The sequence below is a fragment of the Paenibacillus sp. FJAT-27812 genome (assembly GCF_001273905.1).
In the GTDB taxonomy this organism is placed as follows: Bacteria; Bacillota; Bacilli; order Paenibacillales; family Paenibacillaceae; genus Pristimantibacillus.
Window position 1 is genome coordinate 431,883 of sequence record NZ_LIGH01000001.1, and the last position, 24,233, is coordinate 456,115.

Below are 24,233 nucleotides of genomic sequence, written 5' to 3' on the forward strand. Positions count from 1 at the left end.
TGCCTCCGTTCTTTGTAGTTCTATGTTTATTATATTTAATATTGCAAATATGTCAATATGGCCATATGTCATTAAACGATACAAAAAAACTGCAGCCAAGCGGCTGCAGTTTTCGTTAATTGAAGTCTTTTATTATTTCGATGTCCGTGTTGCCGTCATCATTTTACACTTACAAAAATCGGGTTGGAATAGAACCACAGATCTTTGTAGTTTCTTTTGTTGATTTCGATAAACCGAGCCTCGTTATCCTCGATATCCGTCTTTTCATCCATCAACGGCTCTCCGTTCAGTGTTTCCCCAGGCACATTAACGCCCAAATTAGTACCTCTAAGCCGGAAGTATTGATTTTTGTCGGAAGCTTTTACTTTGAACGTAATGACATTGTAACCGTCTTTCGTCGTTATCCACTCTTTGCTCGTAAAACGCTTGAGCACCTTGGTCGAATCGTTTGTTTCCTTGTTGTACGCAGCAGTACCCGGCTGCGCTTTTCCTGTCACATCGCCTGAGATGAGATCCACGTGATCGACTTTAACGGCATCGCCATTGTTATTTTTTTTCGGGCTTTTAAATTTAATCGTTACGGTGAGCTGCTCGTTCTTTTTCACTTTCAGCTCCCCGCCCATTTCCGCCTTGTTGTTCCCTTTCGTAATATTGAAATCAAGGGCATTGATCAAATCGCCGAATACGGAGAACGATTTGCCCGAACGCATGCCGTTCAGAACAGCAAGCGAGTCGCTGCCATTGACCCACGTATAGTTTTTCGAATATTCGCCCGGACGGTATCCGCTGGAATAAAGGCGATTGTCGCTAATGAAGAAATGAGTATCCGAATTGGCAAAATTCCAGAACCGGCGCCCTTCTCCGAGAAGCGCATCCCAAGCGCCGCCTTTTTGAGCCAGCATGTAGTCCGCACCGCCGTATGTCCGGTTCTTCGGCGTTGCTAAATTTAGGCCTCCGCGGTCAGGCTCCATTTGATTGCCGACCATGCCTTCAAAGCCGAAAGCAACCGTCGGAGCGATATTGTTGAAATCGCGGAAATCCGATATTGTGTATACCGTTTTTCTCGATGGGTGATTGAACATTGCAAAGCTGGTTTTCTTGTAATTGGTCTCCAGCCAATTCAATGCTGTACGCGCATCTTCGCGCGTAGAAAAAGCCCGGCTGTCCTTAGATGTCCATTCGGCTGCATCGGCCGGATCAAAATACTTCTCTTCGCGGTTCGTGAACAAATACTCGAACTGACTTGCCGCTTTCAAGCTCTGCTCGGAGCCCGGCTTGTCCGTAATAATTCCAATCCCAACATGCTCATAGGTCGGCATATCCCACTCAAAGCCGGAGAAAATGATTTTGCCCGGGTATTTGCCAGCCTGTTGAAGCTGCTTGATTTTTGGAACCTGATATTCCAGCATCCCTTGCGAGAACGGGATTGATCCATTCGGCAGCGGTTGCCCGTTGTCATCTCTCGATTCCATTCGCAGATGATCCGCAAACCCCATCCAATCGAGGCCGTAATTCTCAAACCCTTGATCCAGCAGGTAGGTCAATGAATGCTGCGCGTCATCGGATTGATAAGTATGCACATGATATTCACCGGTTAACCATTTGCCGTTTTTAACGGCTTCTTTTTGGTCCGTTGAAGCAGAAGCGCCTTGCGCTGCAATCGTTGCAGCAAGCGTCAGCCCAAGTATTACGGATACACGTTTCTTTGACATCATGAACCCCTCCAGCATATATTTAGATTCAGTAAACGCTTACAGTATAAAACGATTTTCTGTTTTTGACAATGATATATTTAATATAGATAATATTAATACTTCTCATCATAACTAAATGCCATTTTTATTGCGATAAATACGAACGCAACGCAAAAAAACCTAACCTAGCTCGGTCAGGTCCAAAATGAATTGCCTATGCTGCATTCAGATATATTGCAATGACTGCTATTCGTTAATCGCTGCGGTTGTTTGCTTGATAACAAGCTTAGGTTCCAATACTGTCCTTATATTTTGAGTCGAAAGCAGCCTGCCCTTCAAAATTTGTAAAATCAGCGCTCCCGCCTTCAAGCCCATATCGCTTTCCGATTGGTCAATATGTGTAAACAGGCTGAGATCCTCCATCATTGGGCTAGGATTATCGAACGTTACGATAGATAGCTCTTCTGGTACCTTAATGCCAGCCCGTTTGGCGATCGACCAAATTTTGAAGCCCAAGTTCCCGTTCAAAGCAATAAACGCGGTAGCTACGCGGTTCTTAATATAACGAAACAATGGATGCTCCGGGTCAAGCATATCCATATCGGAGTCAAAATCCGTTAGGAGCATAGCCGGGTTTATCATCGCTCCACGCTCCCTTAGAGCCTGCATGTAGCCGTTGATCCGATCGTCAACAGATACAGTAGGAACCGGCGAATCCGAACAAATTGCGATTTCTCGATGCCCTAGGCTCCATAGGTGATCAACCGCTAGCTTGGCCGCTAGCAGACTGTCTGAGTATACGGCATTCGTCTCTACGCCTGGAAGATAGCGATCAATAAGCACAAAGGGATATTCCGACATTTTGAGCGCTATAATTTCCTCGTTATAGATCTCTGCATCAACAGGAAAGATGATCAAGCCCTCGACTTTGCTTTTTAAATCGCGGATAATTTCCTTCTCTCGTTCCTTGGAGTTAAAGCTGAACATCATCACCAGCGAATATTCGCTATCCTCCAGCGCGTCTGTAATTCCCCGTATGAGCCGAATCGCAAAATAATCGTCTACAAAAGGAAAAATGAGACCAATCTTAGGTCGTTCCGCTTTAATCGAGCTGTCCAAAACAGGAGCAGAAGCAGCTCTCTCTGGCGTGATTTCCTGCTCAGGCACCCCTTTAACGAAGGTTCCCCTGCCGGGTATTCGGTAAATCCAGCCTTCCCTCGCGAGCTCGTTCAGCGCATTCGCTACCGTAATCCGGCTCACTTTGAATTGCTCGATCATTTCTTTCTCCGTCGGAATTTTTTCATCTTCCTTCAACTGCCTCGTGCTGATGAGTTCTTTAAAATAGTTCTGAATTTGTATGTAAAGAGGTTCTCTATCTACGCTCATCTTCCCAAGCCTCCAAGGCTAAATTTAAAGTTTACTATAATGATTATATATAAATATAACATAGCATTAATAAATGTGCGAAGTAACCTTAATATTAACAATTGAAGCAAAGCTCCGCTGCTCTACATAACATAAGAGAAAAAGGAGTGGAGCCCTTATGCCCGACTACCGCATTATCGTCGATCTTTCCGATCGTCAACTGTATTTGCTGGATAGCGATATCGTTACGCAAGCCTATCCCGTTGGCATTGGCAAAATGCTCACCCAAACGCCTGTCGGCGAATATACGATCATCAACAAGCAGCCTAACCCCGGCGGCCCGTTCGGCGCTTTCTGGATGGGACTCTCGAAGCCTCATTACGGCATACATGGCACTAACGACCCTTCGTCTATCGGTCATATCGTTTCACATGGCTGTATCCGAATGTATAACGACGACGTCATCGCACTGTCCAGAATCGTCCCCCTCAACACGCGTGTAACGATCAGGCCATAAGCTTCCGCATCCTCCAAAAAAAGCCGTGCCCTTATGTTAAACTAATAGAGCGCAACTACTTTTTAGCGAGGATGTGCTTGAGGTGTCTTACATCCATACCGTTAACTTGCGGGATGTCCCGCTTTATTTTGCATATAAACGCACAAGCAAAGAGCCCGATCACTATCAAGGGACCTTTCATGCCCATCAAGGAGTCGAAATATTGATCGTCCATGAAGGCAAAGGCACGCTCATCATCGAGCAAAAAAGCTATTCGCTCGCGCCTGGGATGCTATGCATATTTCAGCCCTATCAGCTGCATCACGTTCAGGTGGAGCTGAGCGCCGAGACGCCCTTTATTCGCTCCATCGTTCATTTTGAGCCAAGCTTATACGAAAGCTATTTTGACAAATGGCCTATGCTGCAAGCTTTTTATAAGCGTATTCATACGGGTGTCTTACCTGAGCCTTGCATGTATCATACGGGAGATGCTGAGCTGCTGCACAGCTTGCTGAGAAGCTGGGAGCAGACTCTGCCGCAGTTAGCCAAAGGCGATTATTTCGAGGAGTTTTCTTTATTTCTCGTAGGTTTCCTGAGAACGTTCAAGCAGCTATGGGAGCAGCAGCCGGCACCGCCCCATAGTGGAAATACATCGCGCAAGCCCCATCAGGCGGAACTTATGCTGGAATGGCTGGATAAGCATTACAAGGAGCCGCTTCGGCTGGAGCATATGGCAAGCGAGCTTCATCTCTCCCCCTACCACCTCTCCCATCTGTTCAAGGCTTGTACGGGGAGCAGCATTTCCGACTACGTTACCGCCAAAAAAATGCAGCAAGCGATTATGCTCCTAACCGCCTCCGAGCAGTCGATTGCCCGAATTGGCGAGGAGGTCGGCATTACGAATAGCTCTTATTTTTGCAAAATGTTCAAAGCGCAAATGGGCATCACGCCGCATCAATACCGCAAGCAGTTCCATCGCAAGCTGTACCCGCTGCCGCGCTAAAAAGCTTTATTTGTAGTCGCTTCCCGTCGTAATCGTCAGGTCGGCGAAGCTGGCCACCGAGGTTTTTTTCTCATAAAAATGAGTCGCATTCGCCTGCATGCCGCTTCGCGAATAATATGGATCATCCTTTTGTATCGGAAATTGCACAAGCAATCCCGTACTGGCTGCCTTATAGATCCCGATGATAACCTCCAGCGTCTGGCGGCCGCTTAATCCATCTATAAGCACAGGACCGCCGCCCTCAATGGCAGTGAGCACATTATCGATTTGACCGGCGTGCCCTTCATAGACGACCTCTGGCAACGCCTCATAGCAGCGCTGAAGCTCCGCCTCCAGATCATGATTGTCCTCCGGGAAGCCGTTAGCCAGCGCCGTAGACGCCTTCACCTGCCATGGGGCGGAGACACGAGCTCTCGTCCCTTGAAAAATCAGCTGCTGCTCCTGCCCATGATGCACGGTTGAGCTTGTCACCTGCGCGAGCGCACCGCTCTTATAGCGAAAAATGCCAACCGATAAATCCTCGACCTCGGCATTGTCATGGGACGTATTGGTCATGAACGCCTGCACGTCGGCCGGCTGCCCCATCATCCACAACCAAGCATCGATATGATGAACCGCATGGTTCAGCGTGCAGCCTCCGCCTTCCTTCTCCCATGTCCCTCTCCACCATAAGTCATAGTAGCAGTGGCCGCGCCACCAGAAGGAGTCGACCTGGGCATGTACAATATCCCCCATCAGGCCGCTCTCCAGTATCGACTTCAGTCTCATCATAGGCGTCTTGAAGCGGTTCTGAGCAACAACTGACAATAGCTTTCCGCTCCTACTAGCCGCTTCGTTCATCAGGTCGCACTCCTCTAAGGAGGAAGCCATAGGCTTCTCTACGAGCACATGCACGCCAGCCTCTAGAAATGCGACAGCAAGCTCCGCATGCGTGTAAGGCGGCGTACAAATCGATACAAGGTCGATATCCTGCCCTAGCAGCTCCGTATAGTCTGAAACCGCTTTGGCTTCCAACTGATGCTGCCGGATGCGAGCCTCCGCCTTCTCGGCATAAATATCGCTGATCGCCACCACCTGGCAGCGCTCCGGGAACTTTAAATACGTTTCAATATGAGCAGTCGAAATCGCACCTGCACCTATAATCGCAACTTTTAGCATAATGGAATCCCCCTTAAGCATGTTGCAATCAGCTTACCAAGCATGCGATTTCAAATGTATGTTTACCTTGTGCGAAAATAACGCTACTTTGCGGTTTTCCGCAACGCATAAATAAAAAAAGCCCTTGCTTCCGCAAGGACTTGAATGTATTTGATATGGTGCGGTAGACAGGATTTGAACCTGCACGTCCATGGGACACTACCCCCTCAAGATAGCGTGTCTGCCGTTCCACCACTACCGCACATTTTAAGTTTGAATGTCGTTCCTTCGCTCGCATTCCCTTAAACTAGCTAAGAAAATGGTGAGCCATGAAGGACTCGAACCTTCGACACCCTGATTAAAAGTCAGGTGCTCTACCAACTGAGCTAATGGCTCTCAATGTGACTGTATAGAGGCTCTCAAGAGCTGATACACTTTGAGGAAAATGGTGACCCGTAGGGGACTCGAACCCCTGTTACCTCCGTGAAAGGGAGGTGTCTTAACCACTTGACCAACGGGCCGTTTATAACTTGAAATCAAATGCTGTCTGAGACAACAAAAATGATTATATCAGCTATTTAACTGAAGTACAAGCATTTTTTTCAAAAATATTTGAGCGCGATTATTCAATCGTCTCCGCTTTAAACACGTTGTCCAACTTGTCTTCAGGAGTAAGTCTTTTCTTCAAAGGCACCTTAACATCTCTGCCCAATTCCTTGAAGAACGTCTCAACATCACATTCGATTTTGTCTACATAAACCGAAAGCGTGCCTTTTTCGATAATCGCTTCGTTGCCTTCAGCAGGCACCGTTACCTCAATGGAATATTTCTTCATTAACGTGTTGCTGTAACGGCCAAAAATCTCAAGCAATTCCTCGTTATTAAATTTCCCAATCGCCGCTTGTCCCTTGTTCGTAAAGTTTAAGTTTATTTTCATGTTTACAGCTCCTCATCTCTAATGATGCATCTGTTTGGACGGTTCGAGTAACTTATAACGAAAAAACCACTCTCTAGTCAGATTTTTATGATCTGAATATAAAGTGGCATCATCTATCAGAAAAGTGCATTATGACACCTTCTAAGTTCACCTATATACATCGGCAAAGAGTAAGTTATGGTGCGGTAGACAGGATTTGAACCTGCACGTCCATGGGACACTACCCCCTCAAGATAGCGTGTCTGCCGTTCCACCACTACCGCACATTTATAAGTCGAACATCCTTCGCTCGCATTCCCTCAAACTTGCTAAGAAAATGGTGAGCCATGAAGGACTCGAACCTTCGACACCCTGATTAAAAGTCAGGTGCTCTACCAACTGAGCTAATGGCTCTCGCTGTGAATGAATCGAGCTCCTTAGAGCTGGTACACTTTGAGGAAATTGGTGACCCGTAGGGGACTCGAACCCCTGTTACCTCCGTGAAAGGGAGGTGTCTTAACCACTTGACCAACGGGCCGTATGTGTCACATCAATAATAGCTTCTCACAATGTCGCAACCTTAAGCGGCAAATAAAAAAGACCGGATGAACGGTCTTCCCGTTACAGCACTTGTGAAAAAAATGTGGCGGAGAGAGAGGGATTCGAACCCTCGCACCACTTACGCAGTCTAACCCCTTAGCAGAGGGTCCCCTTGAGCCACTTGGGTATCTCTCCAAATCTGGCTCCCCGAACAGGACTCGAACCTGTGACAACTCGATTAACAGTCGAGTGCTCTACCAACTGAGCTATCAGGGAAAAGTAAAAGTGACAAGTAATAATATATCATGTTGCATTTTGATTGTCAATCATTATTAGCTTTAATTTTCCGCGGCATTTTCCGCATGCATATTTGGCCGGATCAATCTTCCGTTTTCGCAAATATTCCATCCCGCATTTGGTGCAAATAAGCTTGTACCGAAAAGGCTGTGGCTTGCGCTGCGCCCGCTCCGGGAGCGACTGGCAATAACGGGACCCGCCCACGTGGGCAAGCAAATTTTTGAAATCAGCATCCCGGTGCTTGTATCCCCGCTTCATTATATGCAAATGATAATGGCATAACTCATGTTTAATAATTTTCTCGGTTTCCTCATGTCCAAACGTGGAAAGCTGATGCGGACTGATCTCGATATTGTGCGAACGCGTAAAATAGCGTCCCCCCGTTGCTTTCAAGCGACTGTTGAATGTCGCTTGATGAAGAAACGGCCGGCCAAAACATGTCGTAGAAATTTGTTCGACCCATTGCTGCAGCGCTTCATTATTCATTGATTATTCTCCCCCAACTACTTGAATTTTAAAGCCGTGATACGCTACACTGTCAAGTAGGAATTATGAATTTGTAGAAAAATCTGCAGATGATGCACGGTAACATACCGAGGGGAGATCAATAACTATTATGGCAACAATGCGCTACGTCCTACTGAAACAAAACGACAGCATCTTATTCGTCGAAATGCCTGATTCGCACGCTTATCAGCTAAGCGCGCTTAATCTGCGGCTTCATAAAGAAATCGATAAATTGACGGCTGAGCATGTTCCGAGCTTGCCTTACGCGGTTGCGGAATGCAACGATGTCGAGCTTCATGATTCATCAATCGCGATCGTATCCGGCCTTGATTACATCAACAGCCTGGAGAAGGATTTTGCTGGCGTACAAGAAAAATCATACCCGCTTATCTCTTTATTGACGGAAATACGCGCGCTGCAAGCCCAGCTTGAGCAATGGTATGAGGAATACGAAGAAGAACAGAGCATTTAGGTTGGACCTGCACGGACACTCGCCCTCCTCCATATTGTAGTATTACAACAAGTTAGGCACGGGAGGAGGACAATGTAATGCCACAGTGGCTGTGCAACCAACTGATGCGCGCATTTCAGAAGAAAGACCGCAGGCAAATTAAGCTGCTTAATGACTGCTGGTATTTCTACCGTAACAAACAAAGTCCGAAGGAACAAGGAAACGGCACCGAATTTCAATAGTGAATTCCCATTGCTCACATAATCGCGTACGGCAAAAACCTGAGAGCAGGTTGGCTCATTTCGCGGTGCCATATAAGCAGGGTGTCATTATAATCAAATAACTACTTATTATAACGTAAAAACCCGGCCCCTCATCATGTGAGTGGCCGGGTTTTGTTAATTCACTTAAGCTCGTTATTACAGCCCGTTAAAAAAAGTTACATCATCAACAGACAAACGTGTTGTCGGGTGTGCCTCAACAGCCGCTTTGCCGATTGGCAGCATAAGCGTTGGCACATAACGATCCGAAATATTAAAGAACTCTTTCAATTGATCTTTGTTATAGCCGCCCATTGGTACCGTATCATAGCCTTTAGCACGTGCTGTCAGCATGATTTGCATAGCCACAAGGCCAGTGTCGAAAACAACGATATCTTTCAAGCGCTCAGCAGGCAAGGATGAATACATTTTGACCGAGTTGTCAATGAAATTTCTTGCCACTTCCTCCGTCATGTAACCAGCTTCTACAGTCGCATTATAGATTTTGTCGGACAACGTGTACATTTCCAAATCGCCAAGCACGATAATAATCGCTGAAGCATCTACAACTTGCTGTTGATTGAAAGCAATTGGAAGCAGCTTCTGCTTCAATTCCGGATCCGTTACAACAAGAAAACGCCAAGGCTGCATGTTCGAGGATGATGGTGCTTTTGTAGCAATTTCCAAAATCTCACGAATTTCTTCTTCCGAAATAACGAAGTTGGTATCGTATTTACGAACAGAACGACGACCATTCAGCACATCGAAAAAAGCAGCTTGGGAGCTTTCATTTGTTTGAACTTTTACTTGCGAATCGATTTGAGTAGATGACATTGGGTTTCCCTCCAAAGGAATATTTTTTTATCTGTGTAGAATTACTCACAGTTTTTATTATAATTATACTGTGAAATTATCTGCACAGTTCATTGCCGGTTAACTGTATAATTTATATACACAGTATAAAACGTGCCGCTACGTTTGTCAATTAACTAACTTTGTTAAATTTACTTTTTTATGAGGACTTGGATAACGTTCTTTCTGCGAGCTGAGCGATCGTGTACTTTTGCAGCGTATCAATCGTTCTCTGCTCAATTTCTTGCGCAATATCGGTAAAAGCCGATTTCATTTTCAGTTCTGTATCATGAATGCCGATCGTGTCCAGCATCCCGCTGCAGAAAGGCTCTCCGACCTTGAGCGCGGTATATACCTCAGCAAGCGAAATCGTCTCAGGCGAGCGCTTCAATCTGTAGCCTCCGTCGCGGCCTTCCCTGGTTTCAATGAGCTGAGCTGCCGCGAGCTTGGCAAGCACTCTACGCAGCTGGGTCGCCTCCGACTTCAAGCAATCGGCAATTGCTGCACTAGGGTAAATCTCTGACTTTTGCGACAAAATGACGAGCGCCTGCAGCGATAGTCCGAACCATTTTGGATGGGCGGTGCTGATGCTTTTGTCAGCTTTCATAGTCATCTCACTCCTTTTTGTATGGTAGTAGGGGATGTCCATGCTTTACTTAAAGTATAAGGGCTTGCCTGGTTACAGGCAAACCCTTAATTTTGGCTGCTATTAGTTAGGCTTGCGCATTGTCAAGCTTACGCGGCCCTTCTTCTCATCAACGCCCAGCACCCAGACGGTGACCGTATCGCCGACGGATACAACATCCATCGGACGCTTAACGAATTTATCGCTCAGCTGGGATATATGGACGAGTCCATCATTTTTGATGCCGATATCGACAAATGCGCCAAAGTCGATCACATTGCGAACTGTCCCATGAAGCTCCATGCCTGGCTTCAAATCTTCAATGTTCAGCACATCGGTATGAAAAATCGGCGGCGAAAGCTCCTCGCGCGGATCCCGTCCCGGTCTGAGAAGACTGTCCATGATATCGCGAAGCGTCGGAACGCCGACTCCCAGCGTTGGCGCTACCCGGTCCGCATCAAGCTGTCCAAGCTTAACCTTAAGCTCCTCAGAGCCCAAATGCTTAAGCGTAAGCCCAAGCTCCTTAAAGAGCTTGTCTACCACCTCATAGGACTCGGGATGAATAGGCGTGCTGTCAAGCGGATTGACGGGCTCCACGATACGCAAAAAGCCAATGCATTGCTCATACGATTTCGCGCCGAGACGAGGCACCTTCTGGAGCTGCGCGCGCTTCACGAAACGACCGTTCTCATCGCGGTATTTTACGATATTTTTCGCGATCGTTCCGTTTATGCCTGCTACATAGGAAAGCAGCGATGCCGAAGCGGTATTCACGTCGACTCCGACATGGTTAACTGCCGACTCAACTACGCCCCCGAGCGTCTCATCGAGACGCTTTTGGCTTACGTCATGCTGGTATTGGCCTACGCCGATCGCTTTGGGCTCGATTTTGACAAGCTCAGCGAGCGGGTCCTGCAATCTGCGGGCAATCGATACCGCGCTGCGCTCCGCCACATCCAATGTCGGAAACTCCTCCTGAGCGAGCTTGGAGGCCGAATATACGCTTGCGCCTGCTTCATTAACAATAATGTACTTCAGCTCGGTACCGCCCGGAGCAGCCGCCTTGCGCTTGCCTATCAGGGTCGCGATAAATTGCTCCGTCTCGCGTGAAGCCGTGCCGTTGCCGATTACGATTAATTCGACTTTATATTTATCAATCAGCCCGTTAATGAGCTTCTCCGCTTCCGCTACCTTATTGTTGGGCGGAGTTGGATAAGAAACGGCAACCTCCAGCAGCTTTCCAATATCGTCGATAACCGCCAGCTTGCAGCCCGTACGGAACGCAGGGTCTACACCGAGCACGATATTGCCTCGAACAGGCGGTTGAAGCAGCAGATTGCGCAGGTTTTCCGAGAAAATCGAGATCGCATGCTCCTCCGCTTTCTCGGTCAGCTCGCCTCGCACCTCGCGTTCAATGGAAGGCGAAATTAATCGCTTATAGCAATCCTCAATAACGGCAGCAAGCACATCGCGAACCGGCTGGGCCGTACCGTTTCTAAGCAGCTTCCGCTGAATATGCTCGTGAATGCGATCTGCCGGGACGTCAAAAGACACCCGCAGCACGTCTTCCCGCTCTGCCCGGTTGATGGCGAGCACGCGGTGCGGAGGCAGCTTTCGGACCGGTTCTTGATAGCTGTAATACATTTCATAAACCGTTTCCTCAGCGGCGTTCTTAGCTTCTGTTTTCAGCAGCGCTTGATCGAACGTAAATTTACGTACCCACGCACGGATAGAAGCATCATCGGCAATATTCTCCGCGATGATATCCATCGCGCCGTTCAGAGCATCCTGAGCGGTCGGCACGCCTTTCTCCGCATTGACATACGCTGCTGCCTCAGCAAGCGGATCGCCGCTGCGCGGCTGTGCCCACAGCCATTCAGCAAGCGGCTCCAGCCCTCTTTCCTTCGCGACGCTGGCGCGCGTTTTGCGCTTTTGCCGATAAGGACGGTAGAGATCCTCGATTTCCTGCAGCTTAACCGACTTATTGATATCCGTGCGCAGCGCTTCCGTCAGCTTGCCCTGTTCATCAATAAGGCGTATAACCTCGCGCTTGCGCTCTTCCAGATTACGCATATATTGCAGCTTCTCTTCGATCGACCTTAGGTCGTTCTCGTCAAGCTCGCCGGTCATTTCCTTGCGGTAACGGGCAATAAACGGAATCGTATTGCCTTCATCAAGCAAGCTTACGGCCGATTTCACCTTCGTGATCGGGATGGATAGCTGCGCAGCGATACCATTCATGATCCGCTGGCTTTCTGCTGCCTTCTGCTCTGCTGTAAGCTTCGTTTTCCCCGTACCCTCTTCTGATTCCTCTATAAAATGCTGTACCTTTGTATCCGCCAAACGTCATGCCCCTTCCTTACATCATGCTCCCGTATACGGGTTGTTTGCCATTTCATAGCCTATCGTCGTACGTCCGCCATGTCCCGGATAAACGATGACCTCTGGGTTTAGTTTGTACAATTTCAAACGAATGGAATCATACAGGTCCCGCTCGCGTCCGCCAGGCAAATCCGTACGGCCTACCGATAATTTAAACAGCACGTCGCCAGAGAACAAATGGCTGCCGCACAAGAAGCTGACGCTGCCAGGCGAATGGCCGGGCGTATGCATAACTTGGAAAGATAAGCCTAACAGCTTTAAATTTTGACCTTCCGCAAGCGCGTATTCGGCTGCGTCCGTCGAAAGCGGCGGCGTTACATCCTGCCATCTCATTGAACCGTTTTTGCGCGGATCGGTTAACCAATCCGCCTCCAAATCATGTATGTAGACCGGGCAATCCGCTGCATTGCGCACCTCATCTACTCCGCCCATATGGTCAAAATGCGCATGCGTCAGCAGAATGGCTTCCACCTTTACGCCCTCAAGCCTCTCAAGCAGCTTTCTAGGATTCATGCCTGGATCAATGACGATAGCCCGCTCCAAAGGCTGCCCGCTCTCATTCGCTGCTGGTTCCGTCACTGTAATCAGATAACAATTCGTCTGCAAGGGTCCTAATGTAAACGTCTCGATTTTCATAGATGTGCGCATGCCTCTCTTAAAACGACTCCAATAAAGTGCGGAGCTCTTTAACGATGACGGATTGATATGCTGTGCCTTCGCCATAACGACGGCCGATTTCTTGCCTTGTTACCGCTAGGTTAGCTTGATAATCCGCTGCTTCACGATCCGGATTTTGCTGCTTGAACGCGATCATCGCCTCTTGTACATGACTAGGACGCGGTCCCCATTGTCCGAGAACGGCTCCACCAGTGTCTGCAATAATAACGACAGGTACGGAACGGCCGCCCATCGTTAGAAACTGGTCCATCGTATCAAGATGCTCTTCCATAATAAGCACTTCTGTCGGTATGCCGCTATTTTCAAGCGCTTTGAACACAACGGGAATATTGCGAACAACGTCACCGCACCAGTCAGCCATCAAAATCAAGACACGAAGATCATCGCGATTGTTCAGCGATTCGAAATATTCCTTGTCGCTCTCATCGGTCCAGACGAATTTTTCGGACCAATCGATAAATTGCTCTTTATTTTTAGTCATGCCGTCAATGAACTGCTGTGGGCTAATTCCTTTGCCTAGCTTGTCTGCAATGCTTTTGCTCATAAGAATCCCTCTTCCATCCATTTATTGGTTAATGATTCGTTTTCTTAATGTCCACTGTTCCATTATACCGACTTGCGGCGCGAGCGTACAAATTTGAATAGGACATATACGATAAGCAGCGCGATTGCGATTAAAATTGCTGGCTGTACGTAAGGCGCGGCTTTCTCGTCGATTTTATCCCAGTTCTCGCCCAGAGATTTTCCTAAATAAATAAACAAAATCGACCAAGGCAGGGAAGCAAGCGCCGTTAGGAGCGTAAATAGCGCAAAGTTCATGCGAGCCATACCGGCCGGGATTGAAATAACCTGTCTCATTACAGGAACAAAACGTGCCGTAAACACGATTCCCGCACCGTATTTGTTGAACCATTTTTCAGAGATATCGACATGCTTTTGCTTGATTTTAATATACTTGCCGTACTTTTCTACAATTGGGCGTCCGCCATAGCGGCCGATCCAATAAAGGATCCAGTTTTGCCCGATAGCGCCTAACGTACCGAAAAGAACAGCCCCCCAGAAGGAAATATCTCCTTTCCATACGAGGTAACCCCCAAAGCCCAATACGATTTCACTAGGAATAACTTCAATTAATAGTCCGATTAAAATACCAAAATACCCTAAGCTCTCCACCCATAGCAGCACGTCATTCAAAATCTCATGAATCAAATCCATTCCTGCTCTCAATCCGCCTTCCTTCATAAAATGTAACTTTCGTTTGCAACACCAGTACTGAAGCTATTCTAACATACGTACAGACAGCCATCCACTTTTGTCATGTGCTGACAAGCCCCTGCATAGACTAGCCTTAAATGATACGAAAAGTTGAGGTGAGCGTTTCATGTCCAAAGTATTCATTGTAAGTAAACGACAGATTCAATTGTTTATCGTAGTAGCCGCGTTGATCATTTTAACCGGCGTTTACTTAAGCTGGAACCAGTCTCGCACGGTTAGCGGACAGGCTGCTGAGGCACGGGTCATCCAGCTCGTAACCGGTGAATACAAAACCCAAACCGCTGACGGCAAGGAGCTTGAAGTATACCGCTGGGACCCGGGTACGATTATCGTAAATAAAGGCGAGTCCATTGAGCTGCAAATTAGCGGCGTGAACGGCAACAGTCATCCGTTCGTCGTAGAAGGGCTTGGCATTAAAGGCGAAGTAACGAAAGGCAAAACTACGGTTGTCCGTTTTACGGCCGATAAGGAAGGCACTTATCCGATCCAATGCTTGACTCATACCGATATGCGTCACGGCGGCCCGATGGTCGGTTATATCGTCGTCCAGTGACCCTTTAAGCTTTAAAGCGATTTGTGAGTGACCTCCTCCTTTCCAGGCGCATACATATGGGATATAGAGAGGAGTCGGTTTACATTGAAAGCTAACGCGCCAAAACATAATGCCGGCTATCCGACCGCGCGAAAATTTCGTAGAGCCTGCAGCAAAGAGCTTTACCGTACCGTCAAGCGAATGAAGCTGTGGATATCGAAGGAAAAAATGGATCAAGCCGAAGAGCTCTATTTTAAAAAGGTTATTCTTAAGCTTACTTGGATCGTCGAAAATCAGAGCAACCGCAAGATCCAATGCGATTGGTGGGACGAAAACGTCAGCGCTGAAATTGCGGAACTATGGGAAGTCGATCGTGCCCAGCTTTGCGCTGCGTTTCGTGAAGCGTATGGCGGTTAAAGCCGAATATGCGAAAGAAAGAGGCTACCCCATCATTTTAACGGGATAGCCTCTAGTCGTTTTTAATGGGTGACTTCTTTCAATCGATCACAGGATACGGTTTTTGTATTTACCGGGTTGTTTCCGACCATAACGGTCGCCATGCCGTTTGATTCGTCCACATTTTCGATCCAAACCGAATCCTCGTCAAGAAGAACCGCAAAGGTCTGCTCCGACTCGTAAATTTGTTTTGCACGCGCTGTTTCCATTGCCCAAACCCTCCTGCACCTTAAAGTGAATAATGCGTGAATGCAAATTATTCTCTGATCTCCCGCTCCATCGTATCGGTCGTTGATTCGTCGATCAGGCCGTTTTGCAGCGTGACATTGCCGCCCCCTAAGCCCTCATTTACCATCCTGTCGATGTCCATAAAATAATCCTCTCGTCCCTCATGCTTCGGCTCGGCAGCAGCTTGCTTCTCGTCATTATTCGTATCAGTCACTTTAGTACCCTCCCAAAAGTTTTGCGGATGCTTAAGGCGAGTTGCGCCTGCATTCGCATTGACGGCTCGTCGTGCAGAGCCATTACGAAAAATATGCCCGAAATGGCTATTCGCCATGCATTGGTTAAAGAAGCGGCGAGAGCATATGGATCAGAGACTCTGCTGCCTTTTGCCCCTTTGGCCGATTCATGAAAGTGGGAAGATCCAACTCCCTGCTATGATGTAAATCCTCCATAAAATCCGCTTCCAGCCGATCAATTGTCCCCTCATCAAATAACACCGCACTAAGCTCAAAATTGCAAAGAAGGCTTCTCATATCGACATTCGCTGATCCAACAGTTGCCAGCATGCGATCAACAATCATTACCTTTGCGTGAACGAAGCCTTTTTCATACCTGTAAACCTTAACGCCAGCTTCTAGCATTTCCTGAATATACGATAAAGTAGCCAGCAGCACGAGCTTGGAGTCTGCTATGCCCGGAATGATAAGCCTAACATCGACGCCGCTTAAAGCCGCTGTTCTAAGTCCCATCACCAGGCTGGGATCGGGAATAAAATAAGGGGTAGTTATATAAATCCGCGAGCTTGCTGCTGTAATGGCGGCAAACATAACCTCCTCGATTTTATGTTCATGCTGACCGGGCTTGCTTGGCACGATTAACACTCGCTCGTCACCCTCGCAGTGATGGCGCGGCATATATGCCTTCCCATCAAGCTCCTCTTTTGCGGCAAATGCCCAATCGTTCAAGAACAGCTCCTGCAAGTAATAAACGGAGTCGCCCTTCATTTGCAGATGAGTATCGCGCCAAAAGCCCAGCTTTGGGTCTTTCCCTAAATACTCATCGCCAATATTAATGCCGCCGAAATAGCCAACCTGTCCGTCTACTACGACGATCTTACGATGATTGCGATAATTTAGTTTTCTGTCGTAAAAAGCGATTCTCGGCGGTAAAAAGCAGCTAGTCTTAACGCCTGCAAGGCGCAGCTTATTTAGATATGCTTCGCCTAGCTGCATGCTGCCGATTCCATCATAAACGACGCGAACCTCAACGCCCTCCCGCGCTTTACGCGTAAGCACCTCCATAAAACGTGTGCCGATTTCATCATCCCGCAACGTGTAATAAACCATATGTATATGATGACTCGCACGCTCAAGCTGCTTCAATATCGCTTCATAAGTATCAGAACCATTGGTCAGCACAACCGTTTCATTGTTTCGTGTAATCGGAAATGGAACTAGTCCCGTAAGCATGGCATACAGCTTATCCTTTATCGCCAGCTGGGAATTACCAATGTCTTTAGCCTCAGTCACCTTTTGTGACATTTGGTTCGCGCTGCGTATAACCTCCTGCTTATAACGTTCAATGCGCCTGCGTCTCGTGAAATCTTTACCTAGTACAAGATAGGCAATAAAACCAACGATTGGGCATATAAAAACAATCAGCAGCCATGCCGTTAGCTGCGCCGGCCGGCGATGCTCCATCATAAAAACAATGGCTAATTGGACAATATAGATTATTAATACCGCAATGAACCATATACACCAGGTTGTCATTCAAACACCTCTTTTTCTGCTCGCCGTGAGGCAGCTGACAAGTTTCCCTAGTTTGAACGAAGCGTATGAAACGTATTCTTAGCTAAGAAAAAAAGCCTATCCGATTATGGTTCATCGGATAGGCTTTTGCTGCAAAAAGATCATTCTTTTGGATTATTGCTTCATCGTTGCGCCAGGACTGTTCATATTCTCGATATGGGTAAGAATAAGCCGGTGCATACTAAGTTTTCTAGTAATAAAAGCAGGCAGTCGGCGGAAATTCATGCCAAGCTTGTAACCGACAAGCTTAGCTGCCGACTCGGCAACCAGCTTAGGGACGAGATGCCACTGGCGAGACTGATGAAGCTCCTGGAGCTGCAGCTTGACGAGCTTAGAGCCAGCTTTGCCTACTGCGCTGTACGGCGTTATCCATGAGTTGCAGCGCATCGATATCCCGTTATCGAAATAACGCTTGAATTGCTGCCTAATCGAGTAATCATGGGAATGGAATACGACTGCATCCGCGCTATAGGCTACCTTGTAGCCCGTTAAGATACATTTTGCAGCCATAAACAAATCCTCATTAAAAATGACAGGCTGCTGGAAACGGCCCATCGCCTCAAACGTTTCACGCTTGATCGCTGAACAAACATTGGAGCAGAAAAACGTTTTGATGCCCGTTTGCTCAATATCTTCATAAGCTTTGACTTGCGATTGAGCTGGATAATTATATTGTCTTGCAAGCTGCTCCAAAACATTTGCACCTGGTCTTGGAAGCTGCCTGGCATAAGAGTAAACGATGGTCTCCTCTTGGATAAGCGGTTTGATCAGATTCTCAATGAGCTTCCCGTCATAGGGAAGCGCGTCCTGCGTCATAAAAAGCAAAATATCGCCGTGCGCCTGATTGGCTGCTTGATTGCGCGTTCCGCCATGATCAAAATCGCTGCGCTCAACGCTCATCAGTCGCACGCCTGCCTTGCGTGCCCGCTCCTGCGTTCCATCCTCCGAAGCTGAATCAATGATGATGATTTCACACGGAGGGACAGTCTGACGCTGCAGCCACTCCAGCAGCTCTTCAAGCTCTGGTCCCGCATTTAATGTAGGAATAATAACAGATACGCGGCTTGCCGATTCGCTGTTAGTAAGCATTTTTGTTAATCAAGCCCTTCAGTACCGTTTTGAAAATGATTTTGATATCGAAGAAAAAAGTCCAGTTCTCGATATAAAAAATATCAAACATAATCCGGTCTTTAATGGAAGTATCGCCTCTTAGGCCATTCGTTTGCGCCCAGCCCGTAATGCCCGGTCTGATCTGATGCTTAATCATATATTTTGGAATTTCTTGTTTGAATTGATGAACAAAGTATGGCCGCTCCGGCCGAGGTCCTACGACGCTCATATGTCCAAGCAGCACGTTAAAAAACTGCGGGAGCTCATCGAGGCTCGTGCTGCGCAGGAAGCTGCCGAATTTGGTGCGGCGCGGATCATTTTCGACCGTCCACTGCGTGTCGGATACTTTATCATTCGATACATGCATCGAACGGAATTTGAACATATGGAACGTTTTGCGATCCAGCCCCATTCGTTCCTGCTTGAACAGAATCGGACCAGGCGAGGTCAGCTTTAGACCTAAAACGATAAACAGCATGACAGGAGAAGTAATAATAATAGCCATTAATGAAAAAGAAATATCAAACCAGCGCTTAAGAATCCGATTGCTTAGCTCGTCGAGCGGCACGTCCCTTACGTTAATAAGCGGAATGCCTGCAAAATTATCGAAAAACGGACGTGCAGGCAGCAAATCGAAGAAATCAGGGATGATAAGCGTCTTCACGCCGGTCTGCTCGCATTTTTCAATAATTTCCGCATACTTCTCATGAGCCTCTAGCGGAAGTGCTATGATGACCTCATCAATCGGCTCCTTCTCCAGCTTCATCATCAATGCATCCAGCCTGCCAATAATCGGCTTCATATGCTGATACTCCGGCGCATGGTCCGTCTGATAATCATCTAAAAATCCAACAACCTCATAACCTAGATCCGGGTGCTGCTGAAGGTTCGTATAAAAGCTGCGTCCAACCGAGCCCGCCCCGACGATAAGTACAAATCGTTTGTTAAAGCCTTTGCGCCTGAACGACGCAAGAATCGATTTTACCCAAAAACGGTATAACGTTATGGCAACGAAATTCATAATAAAGAATATGGCTAGAAACTCACGGGAGATATGTACTTCACGCGTAAAAAAGAACAAGCTGAGCAAGCCAAGAAAACTTATCATTTGGATTTGTAAAATGCGAAGCACTTCATAGGAATAATTTTTGCGCCGCTTCGGCGAGTAAAACTGAAAGTAAAAGCCGACCAATACGGCCGAAAAGGAATAAATCGTCCCCCAGAGCAGGTAGGTCGAGAACGATACGGAATTATAGCTTGGCAGCAGATTGCTATAAAACTTAAGCCAATACGCAGTCATAAATACGACCAATGTACAGGATAAATCCGCCAACATATATAATTGCGTTAAAAATCTTTGATTTTGCCTAAGCATTCGCCGCTTTCACCCGCATTCTCTTAAATTTCGACTCTATCTGCATTGTACCAAAAATAGAATGACAGGAGAACCCCATATTTTACCACAATTTTCTAAAGAGATAAGCTTCGTTTGCGTTTGGCTTTATCGTTGATCCACTTCCGTTTGTCGAGCATGCTTGGCAGCAGGCGAAAAATAGTAGGCCAACAGCGAAGCAAGCCCGGCTCGCGCAAAGCAATATAACCAAGCTTCACGGCTTCGGCAGCTAGAATAAGAGGGCCTATGGCAAGCGAGTGCCAGCCGATCGGTTCATTTTTTACTAGCGTGAAAAAACGGTTCTGATAGGAATGCTGTCTGACGAACAACGGAACGCTGCTGCGTCCGCCCTTCTTCCAGCCTCTATGATGAAGCGCATAAGCTGCCGGCACATAATAAGACGACCAGCCAAGCTTCTTCGCACGCCAGGCTGCATCAACATCTTCCTTGTACGCAAAAAAATGCTCGTCAAAAAATTGTCCTTCATATTCGATATCACGAATCATAGCCGCACGATATACCGCCGCCGCACCTGAAACGCCAAAAACAGCTTGCGCCTTGCGCCAGTTTGCTGCCGGTTCGCCGGCACCAAGGTCAAAAGCATTTCTCGTCCGCTTCATCCCTAGTCCCGCGCTATCCATTACTTCTATATTAGACGCAAAAACAAGCTTCCCGGTTGCACTTCCAACCGCTGGATTCTGCTCCATGTACGTAATGATTTCGGATAAATAGTCCGGATCAAGCGTAACATCCGGATTTAAAACGAGCACATAATCGGAACGGGTCTGACGGATAGCCTGATTTTGGCCGCCGGCAAACCCGTTGTTCACTTCGTTCGCTATAAAATGAACGTTATCCGCAAACCGCCGCACTCGCTCAGGCGTTCCATCAGTCGACGCATTGTCGATCACGACAATGCGCTCAACCGGGAAGCTCTGCTTAAGAACGGCTTGCAAGCAGCTTTCAATGTCATTTGCGCTGTTGTAAGTCACAATACAAACGCTAACTGTAGGCATAACTGATATCACTCACTGTCTTTGAGATAGTGGTTTAGCGCTTCCCGCCAAGGTCTCAGCACATTTAGCCCATTGCTGCGAATCGCGCTGTGGTCCATAACCGAGTAAGCAGGTCTAGGTGCTTGCCTTGGAAAGTCAGCCGTCGTGCATGGCTCAACTAAAATATTGATAGAGCTATCTTCGAATATCGCTTTGGCAAAATCATACCATGAGCAGACTCCGCTGTTGGATGCGTGGTAGATCCCGTAGTAATCGGTATGCACGAGCTCTAATAAAAATGCGGCCAGATCATGCGTATAAGTTGGCGATCCGATCTGATCCGCCACTACTTTGAGCTGATCGCGTTCGCCGGCCATCTTCAGCATTGTCTTCACAAAGTTATTTCCATATTTACCGTACACCCATGAAGTACGAACGATGTAGAAGCGGTCATGCAGCGTCTGCACAGCTTGCTCGCCAGCAAGCTTTGACTTGCCATAAACCGTTTGAGGATTCGTCGGGTCGTATTCATTGTAAGGCGCGGTGCCAGTTCCATCAAATACATAGTCCGTGCTGATATAACAAAGCTTAGCGCCAACCTCACGCGCTGCTACTGCTACGTTGCGAGTCGCAGCTGCATTCACACGAAAAGCCTCGTCCGGCTCGGACTCGGCTTTATCTACAGCAGTATAAGCAGCGCAGTGTATAACGACATCAGGGCGATGAAGCGCAAATAGATTGCGGCAGGCAGGCAAGCTTGTAATATCCAGTTCCTCACGGCCAAATCCGATAATGTCAGCCGTATCCGTCGCCCACAATGCCAATTCACGCCCAAGCTGCCCGCTCGCGCCTGTAATGACGATTTTTATTTTAGCCATGTTATTCGCCCGCCTCCAGGCGCTCCTTGTACTGCGTCTCGTAATATTGCTGATAGGTGCCGGAAGCAACCTGCTCCATCCATTCCGCGTTGCTCAAATACCAACGAATCGTTTCCTTAATTCCGTCCTCGTAGTTGAACTTCGGCTGCCAGCCCAGTTCATTGCGGATTTTGTCCGCATCGATCGCATAACGGCGGTCATGGCCTAGACGATCTTTGACATAAGAGATAAGCGACTCGGGTTTCCCAAGCTCTTCGAGAATCGTGCGTACAACCTGCAGATTGTTCCGCTCATTCCGTCCGCCCACATTATATACTTCGCCATTGCGGCCCTTGTGAAGAACGAGATCAATCGCGCTGCAATGGTCCTCCACGTACAGCCAGTCGCGCACATTCAGACCATCTCCGTATACAGGCAGCGGCTTATCCTGTAGAGCATTCTGAATCATCAACGGAATCAGCTTCTCCGGGAACTGATAGGGACCATAGTTGTTGGAGCAGCGCGTAATGTTGACATTGAGGCCAAATGTTTCGTGATACGCTCTGACTAGCAGATCCGCCCCAGCTTTGCTTGCCGAATACGGACTATTTGGCGTAATAGGCGTCTCCTCTGTGAAGAGTCCTGTCTCGCCTAGCGTCCCATATACCTCATCCGTAGACACCTGAACAAATTTCGTTACATTGTATTGCTTCGTAAGGTCGAGGAGCGTCTGCGTGCCCAAAATGTTCGTCTGCACAAAAATTTCCGGAAACAAAATGCTGCGATCCACATGTGATTCCGCCGCAAAATTGATGACGGCATCGATGCCTTGTTGAAACAATGGCTCGAGTTCGCTGCGTTTGGCAATATCCGCCTTCACGAAAGTATAGCTCGGATGCTGCTCGATCGCGCGCAGGTTTTCAAGGTTGCCTGCGTAGGTCAATGCATCCACATTAATGATTTCATAGTCTGGATAGTTTTTGATCATATAGAGAACGAAGTTGCTCCCAATAAAACCGGCTCCGCCGGTAACTAGTAGTTTCACGAGTCTAACTCACCCTTCATATACAAAGTTGATTTCCGCTTCGGCCAGCACGGGATGCTTGCCATCCTTATCCGACAGAATCGGATTCGATGTCGGCCAGTCGATCGCAAGCGCCGGATCATTCCAGGCGATGCCTCGGTCGTGTTCGGGGGAGTAGAGGGCATCAACTTTGTATTGAACCTCGCAATTGGGAGTAAGTGTACAAAAACCGTGGGCAAATCCATTGGGAACTAACAATTGGAATTTATTACTTTCAGACAAAATAAAGCCTTCCCATTGACCAAAAGTGGGTGATCCCCTTCGAATATCAATGACAACATCGTATATTTCCCCTGCTGTTACTCTAACAAGTTTCGTCTGTCCTTTTGGACTAAGCTGATAATGCATGCCTCTAAGAACATTCGATTCAATAGAAAGGGAGTGATTATCTTGAATAAAGCCATAGTCGAGACCCTGCTGGGCGAAAGTACTTGCATTGTAACTTTCCATAAAGAAACCTCTATGATCACCAAATACTATAGGTTCCAACAATTTTACTCCAAGGAGTTTAGTCTCTCTTATCTTCAATACCTATCACCACCTATTACATTTTAAACCTGCCAAATTCATCTCCATAAATTAAATCTTTTGCAAGTTCATTAGCCTTACTGTACGAAACATGAGTACCTGCATCTGTCCACCATTCATTCAATATATCAAATGAAAGCTCCTTAGACTTTATATACGCATTGTTGACATCCGTAATCTCTAATTCTCCCCTGTCAGATGGCTTCAAGGAACGAATAATATCAAACACACGATTGTCGTACATATATATTCCAGTTACGGCATAACTACTCTTTGGCTCAATCGGTTTCTCATCAATTGAAACAATCTTATTCCCAACAAGCTCAGGCACACCGTATCTCTGTGGATCAGAAACTTGTTGAATTAGAATTTTTGCACCAGACTGCTGTTTCTCAAATCCTTCTACAAATGTTACGATTGAATCACTAAAGACATTATCCCCAAGAATGACTACCATACGGTCATTATTCACAAACTGCTCCGCCATTCCTAATGCCTGAGCTATTCCGCCTGCTTCATCTTGGACCTTGTATGTAAAGGATAGTTGAAACTCGCTCCCGCTACCTAACAGACCAACGACATCTCCCATGTGCTCTTTACCCGTTACAATTAAAATATCTTCAATTTTTGCTTCTTTTAACTTCGCAATAGCATGGAATATCATAGGGTATTTTCCGACAGGTAGGAGATGTTTGTTCGTGACCTTGGTTAAAGGAAATAACCGAGTGCCAGTACCGCCAGCTAAAATGATTCCTTTCATAGCA

27 protein-coding genes and 8 tRNA genes are annotated in these 24,233 nt (G+C 47.2%); 6 read left to right on the forward strand and 29 right to left on the reverse strand.

Going from position 1 to position 24,233, the window contains the following annotated elements:
- Positions 1 to 158: 158 nt before the first annotated feature.
- Both ADU23_RS01845 and ADU23_RS01850 read right to left on the reverse strand, forming a co-directional pair.
- A complete protein-coding gene (locus ADU23_RS01845) occupies positions 159 to 1,712 on the reverse strand; it encodes an S-layer protein (protein ID WP_231637288.1) in 1,554 nt (517 codons plus the stop codon).
- Positions 1,713 to 1,940: 228 nt separating this feature from the next.
- A complete protein-coding gene (locus ADU23_RS01850; protein WP_053372189.1) occupies positions 1,941 to 3,080 on the reverse strand; it encodes a GntR family transcriptional regulator in 1,140 nt (379 codons plus the stop codon).
- A 157-nt stretch (positions 3,081 to 3,237) separates the two neighbouring features.
- Between ADU23_RS01850 and ADU23_RS01855 the strand changes: the two genes are divergently transcribed.
- Together ADU23_RS01855 and ADU23_RS01860 are read left to right on the forward strand one after the other, a co-directional pair.
- The gene (locus ADU23_RS01855; RefSeq protein ID WP_053372190.1) at positions 3,238 to 3,576 is read left to right on the forward strand and encodes a L,D-transpeptidase; all 339 of its coding nucleotides are present in this window, start codon (positions 3,238 to 3,240) and stop codon (positions 3,574 to 3,576) included.
- 82 nt (positions 3,577 to 3,658) lie between these two features.
- Positions 3,659 to 4,558: an AraC family transcriptional regulator gene (locus ADU23_RS01860; RefSeq protein ID WP_053372191.1), complete on the forward strand. Its 900-nt coding sequence runs from the start codon at positions 3,659 to 3,661 to the stop codon at positions 4,556 to 4,558.
- Between the two features lie 6 nt (positions 4,559 to 4,564).
- Here ADU23_RS01860 and ADU23_RS01865 read toward each other — a convergent pair whose 3' ends face one another.
- The 11 genes from ADU23_RS01865 to ADU23_RS01915 all read right to left on the reverse strand — a co-directional run bounded on the left by ADU23_RS01865 (position 4,565) and on the right by ADU23_RS01915 (position 7,934).
- Complete coding sequence (locus ADU23_RS01865; RefSeq protein ID WP_053372192.1) at positions 4,565 to 5,716, reverse strand: Gfo/Idh/MocA family protein; 1,152 nt, start codon at positions 5,714 to 5,716, stop codon at positions 4,565 to 4,567.
- Between the two features lie 156 nt (positions 5,717 to 5,872).
- Positions 5,873 to 5,957: transfer RNA gene (locus ADU23_RS01870), tRNA-Leu, on the reverse strand.
- Positions 5,958 to 6,015: 58 nt separating this feature from the next.
- Positions 6,016 to 6,091: transfer RNA gene (locus tag ADU23_RS01875), tRNA-Lys, on the reverse strand.
- 50 nt (positions 6,092 to 6,141) lie between these two features.
- A tRNA-Glu gene (locus ADU23_RS01880) sits at positions 6,142 to 6,216 on the reverse strand.
- Positions 6,217 to 6,317: 101 nt separating this feature from the next.
- The gene (locus ADU23_RS01885; RefSeq protein WP_053372193.1) at positions 6,318 to 6,632 is read right to left on the reverse strand and encodes a hypothetical protein; all 315 of its coding nucleotides are present in this window, start codon (positions 6,630 to 6,632) and stop codon (positions 6,318 to 6,320) included.
- A 178-nt stretch (positions 6,633 to 6,810) separates the two neighbouring features.
- Positions 6,811 to 6,895 (reverse strand) — tRNA-Leu (locus ADU23_RS01890).
- A 54-nt stretch (positions 6,896 to 6,949) separates the two neighbouring features.
- Positions 6,950 to 7,025 (reverse strand) — tRNA-Lys (locus ADU23_RS01895).
- A gap of 49 nt (positions 7,026 to 7,074) precedes the next feature.
- Positions 7,075 to 7,149 (reverse strand) — tRNA-Glu (locus ADU23_RS01900).
- A gap of 106 nt (positions 7,150 to 7,255) precedes the next feature.
- A tRNA-Ser gene (locus tag ADU23_RS01905) sits at positions 7,256 to 7,346 on the reverse strand.
- Between the two features lie 5 nt (positions 7,347 to 7,351).
- Positions 7,352 to 7,427: transfer RNA gene (locus ADU23_RS01910), tRNA-Asn, on the reverse strand.
- Positions 7,428 to 7,454: 27 nt separating this feature from the next.
- The gene (locus tag ADU23_RS01915) at positions 7,455 to 7,934 is read right to left on the reverse strand and encodes a SprT family protein (protein ID WP_053372194.1); all 480 of its coding nucleotides are present in this window, start codon (positions 7,932 to 7,934) and stop codon (positions 7,455 to 7,457) included.
- A 130-nt stretch (positions 7,935 to 8,064) separates the two neighbouring features.
- Between ADU23_RS01915 and ADU23_RS01920 the strand changes: the two genes are divergently transcribed.
- Together ADU23_RS01920 and cmpA are read left to right on the forward strand one after the other, a co-directional pair.
- Positions 8,065 to 8,427, forward strand: a complete 363-nt coding sequence (locus ADU23_RS01920) for a hypothetical protein (protein WP_053372195.1) — start codon at positions 8,065 to 8,067, stop codon at positions 8,425 to 8,427.
- 77 nt (positions 8,428 to 8,504) lie between these two features.
- A complete protein-coding gene (gene cmpA, locus ADU23_RS32615; protein WP_141680301.1) occupies positions 8,505 to 8,648 on the forward strand; it encodes a cortex morphogenetic protein CmpA in 144 nt (47 codons plus the stop codon).
- A gap of 177 nt (positions 8,649 to 8,825) precedes the next feature.
- Here the strand turns inward: cmpA and ADU23_RS01925 are convergent, their stop codons facing one another.
- The 6 genes from ADU23_RS01925 to ADU23_RS01950 all read right to left on the reverse strand — a co-directional run bounded on the left by ADU23_RS01925 (position 8,826) and on the right by ADU23_RS01950 (position 14,418).
- Positions 8,826 to 9,500 carry a nitroreductase family protein gene (locus ADU23_RS01925; RefSeq protein ID WP_053372196.1) on the reverse strand — a complete coding sequence of 225 codons (675 nt, stop codon included), beginning with the start codon at positions 9,498 to 9,500 and terminating at the stop codon, positions 8,826 to 8,828.
- A gap of 178 nt (positions 9,501 to 9,678) precedes the next feature.
- Positions 9,679 to 10,125, reverse strand: a complete 447-nt coding sequence (locus ADU23_RS01930) for an RrF2 family transcriptional regulator (protein WP_053372197.1) — start codon at positions 10,123 to 10,125, stop codon at positions 9,679 to 9,681.
- Positions 10,126 to 10,227: 102 nt separating this feature from the next.
- On the reverse strand, positions 10,228 to 12,486 hold the full coding sequence (locus ADU23_RS01935; RefSeq protein WP_082310965.1) for a Tex family protein: 2,259 nt from the start codon (positions 12,484 to 12,486) through the stop codon (positions 10,228 to 10,230).
- A gap of 21 nt (positions 12,487 to 12,507) precedes the next feature.
- Positions 12,508 to 13,173: an MBL fold metallo-hydrolase gene (locus ADU23_RS01940; protein ID WP_231637289.1), complete on the reverse strand. Its 666-nt coding sequence runs from the start codon at positions 13,171 to 13,173 to the stop codon at positions 12,508 to 12,510.
- A 7-nt stretch (positions 13,174 to 13,180) separates the two neighbouring features.
- A complete protein-coding gene (locus ADU23_RS01945; RefSeq protein ID WP_053372199.1) occupies positions 13,181 to 13,747 on the reverse strand; it encodes a thioredoxin family protein in 567 nt (188 codons plus the stop codon).
- 62 nt (positions 13,748 to 13,809) lie between these two features.
- Positions 13,810 to 14,418: a DedA family protein gene (locus ADU23_RS01950; protein ID WP_053377418.1), complete on the reverse strand. Its 609-nt coding sequence runs from the start codon at positions 14,416 to 14,418 to the stop codon at positions 13,810 to 13,812.
- 166 nt (positions 14,419 to 14,584) lie between these two features.
- Here ADU23_RS01950 and ADU23_RS01955 point away from each other — a divergent pair, with 166 nt between their 5' ends.
- Both ADU23_RS01955 and ADU23_RS01960 read left to right on the forward strand, forming a co-directional pair.
- Entirely contained in the window at positions 14,585 to 15,031 is a 447-nt protein-coding gene (locus ADU23_RS01955) for a cupredoxin domain-containing protein (protein ID WP_053372200.1), read from the forward strand.
- An 84-nt stretch (positions 15,032 to 15,115) separates the two neighbouring features.
- The gene (locus tag ADU23_RS01960) at positions 15,116 to 15,427 is read left to right on the forward strand and encodes a hypothetical protein (protein WP_053372201.1); all 312 of its coding nucleotides are present in this window, start codon (positions 15,116 to 15,118) and stop codon (positions 15,425 to 15,427) included.
- Between the two features lie 62 nt (positions 15,428 to 15,489).
- Here the strand turns inward: ADU23_RS01960 and ADU23_RS01965 are convergent, their stop codons facing one another.
- The 10 genes from ADU23_RS01965 to ADU23_RS02010 form a co-directional block, all read right to left on the reverse strand.
- The gene (locus ADU23_RS01965) at positions 15,490 to 15,675 is read right to left on the reverse strand and encodes an H-type small acid-soluble spore protein (protein ID WP_053372202.1); all 186 of its coding nucleotides are present in this window, start codon (positions 15,673 to 15,675) and stop codon (positions 15,490 to 15,492) included.
- 47 nt (positions 15,676 to 15,722) lie between these two features.
- Positions 15,723 to 15,908 carry a hypothetical protein gene (locus ADU23_RS01970; protein ID WP_053372203.1) on the reverse strand — a complete coding sequence of 62 codons (186 nt, stop codon included), beginning with the start codon at positions 15,906 to 15,908 and terminating at the stop codon, positions 15,723 to 15,725.
- A gap of 124 nt (positions 15,909 to 16,032) precedes the next feature.
- The gene (gene cls / locus ADU23_RS01975; RefSeq protein WP_053372204.1) at positions 16,033 to 17,463 is read right to left on the reverse strand and encodes a cardiolipin synthase; all 1,431 of its coding nucleotides are present in this window, start codon (positions 17,461 to 17,463) and stop codon (positions 16,033 to 16,035) included.
- A gap of 153 nt (positions 17,464 to 17,616) precedes the next feature.
- The gene (locus ADU23_RS01980) at positions 17,617 to 18,591 is read right to left on the reverse strand and encodes a glycosyltransferase family 2 protein (RefSeq protein WP_053372205.1); all 975 of its coding nucleotides are present in this window, start codon (positions 18,589 to 18,591) and stop codon (positions 17,617 to 17,619) included.
- Positions 18,581 to 19,987, reverse strand: coding sequence for an undecaprenyl-phosphate glucose phosphotransferase (locus ADU23_RS01985; protein ID WP_053372206.1), 1,407 nt, complete (start codon positions 19,985 to 19,987; stop codon positions 18,581 to 18,583). Before ADU23_RS01985 ends, ADU23_RS01980 begins: the two co-directional genes overlap by 11 nt.
- 95 nt (positions 19,988 to 20,082) lie before the next feature.
- Positions 20,083 to 21,021 (reverse strand): glycosyltransferase family 2 protein, encoded by a 939-nt coding sequence (locus ADU23_RS01990; RefSeq protein ID WP_053372207.1) that lies wholly within the window; start codon positions 21,019 to 21,021, stop codon positions 20,083 to 20,085.
- A gap of 8 nt (positions 21,022 to 21,029) precedes the next feature.
- The gene (gene rfbD / locus ADU23_RS01995) at positions 21,030 to 21,878 is read right to left on the reverse strand and encodes a dTDP-4-dehydrorhamnose reductase (protein WP_442950598.1); all 849 of its coding nucleotides are present in this window, start codon (positions 21,876 to 21,878) and stop codon (positions 21,030 to 21,032) included.
- 1 nt (position 21,879) lies between these two features.
- Positions 21,880 to 22,902, reverse strand: coding sequence for a dTDP-glucose 4,6-dehydratase (gene rfbB / locus ADU23_RS02000; protein WP_053372208.1), 1,023 nt, complete (start codon positions 22,900 to 22,902; stop codon positions 21,880 to 21,882).
- Positions 22,903 to 22,911: 9 nt separating this feature from the next.
- Entirely contained in the window at positions 22,912 to 23,469 is a 558-nt protein-coding gene (gene rfbC / locus ADU23_RS02005; RefSeq protein WP_053372209.1) for a dTDP-4-dehydrorhamnose 3,5-epimerase, read from the reverse strand.
- Between the two features lie 16 nt (positions 23,470 to 23,485).
- Positions 23,486 to 24,229 carry a sugar phosphate nucleotidyltransferase gene (locus ADU23_RS02010; RefSeq protein ID WP_053372210.1) on the reverse strand — a complete coding sequence of 248 codons (744 nt, stop codon included), beginning with the start codon at positions 24,227 to 24,229 and terminating at the stop codon, positions 23,486 to 23,488.
- Positions 24,230 to 24,233: the final 4 nt, after the last annotated feature.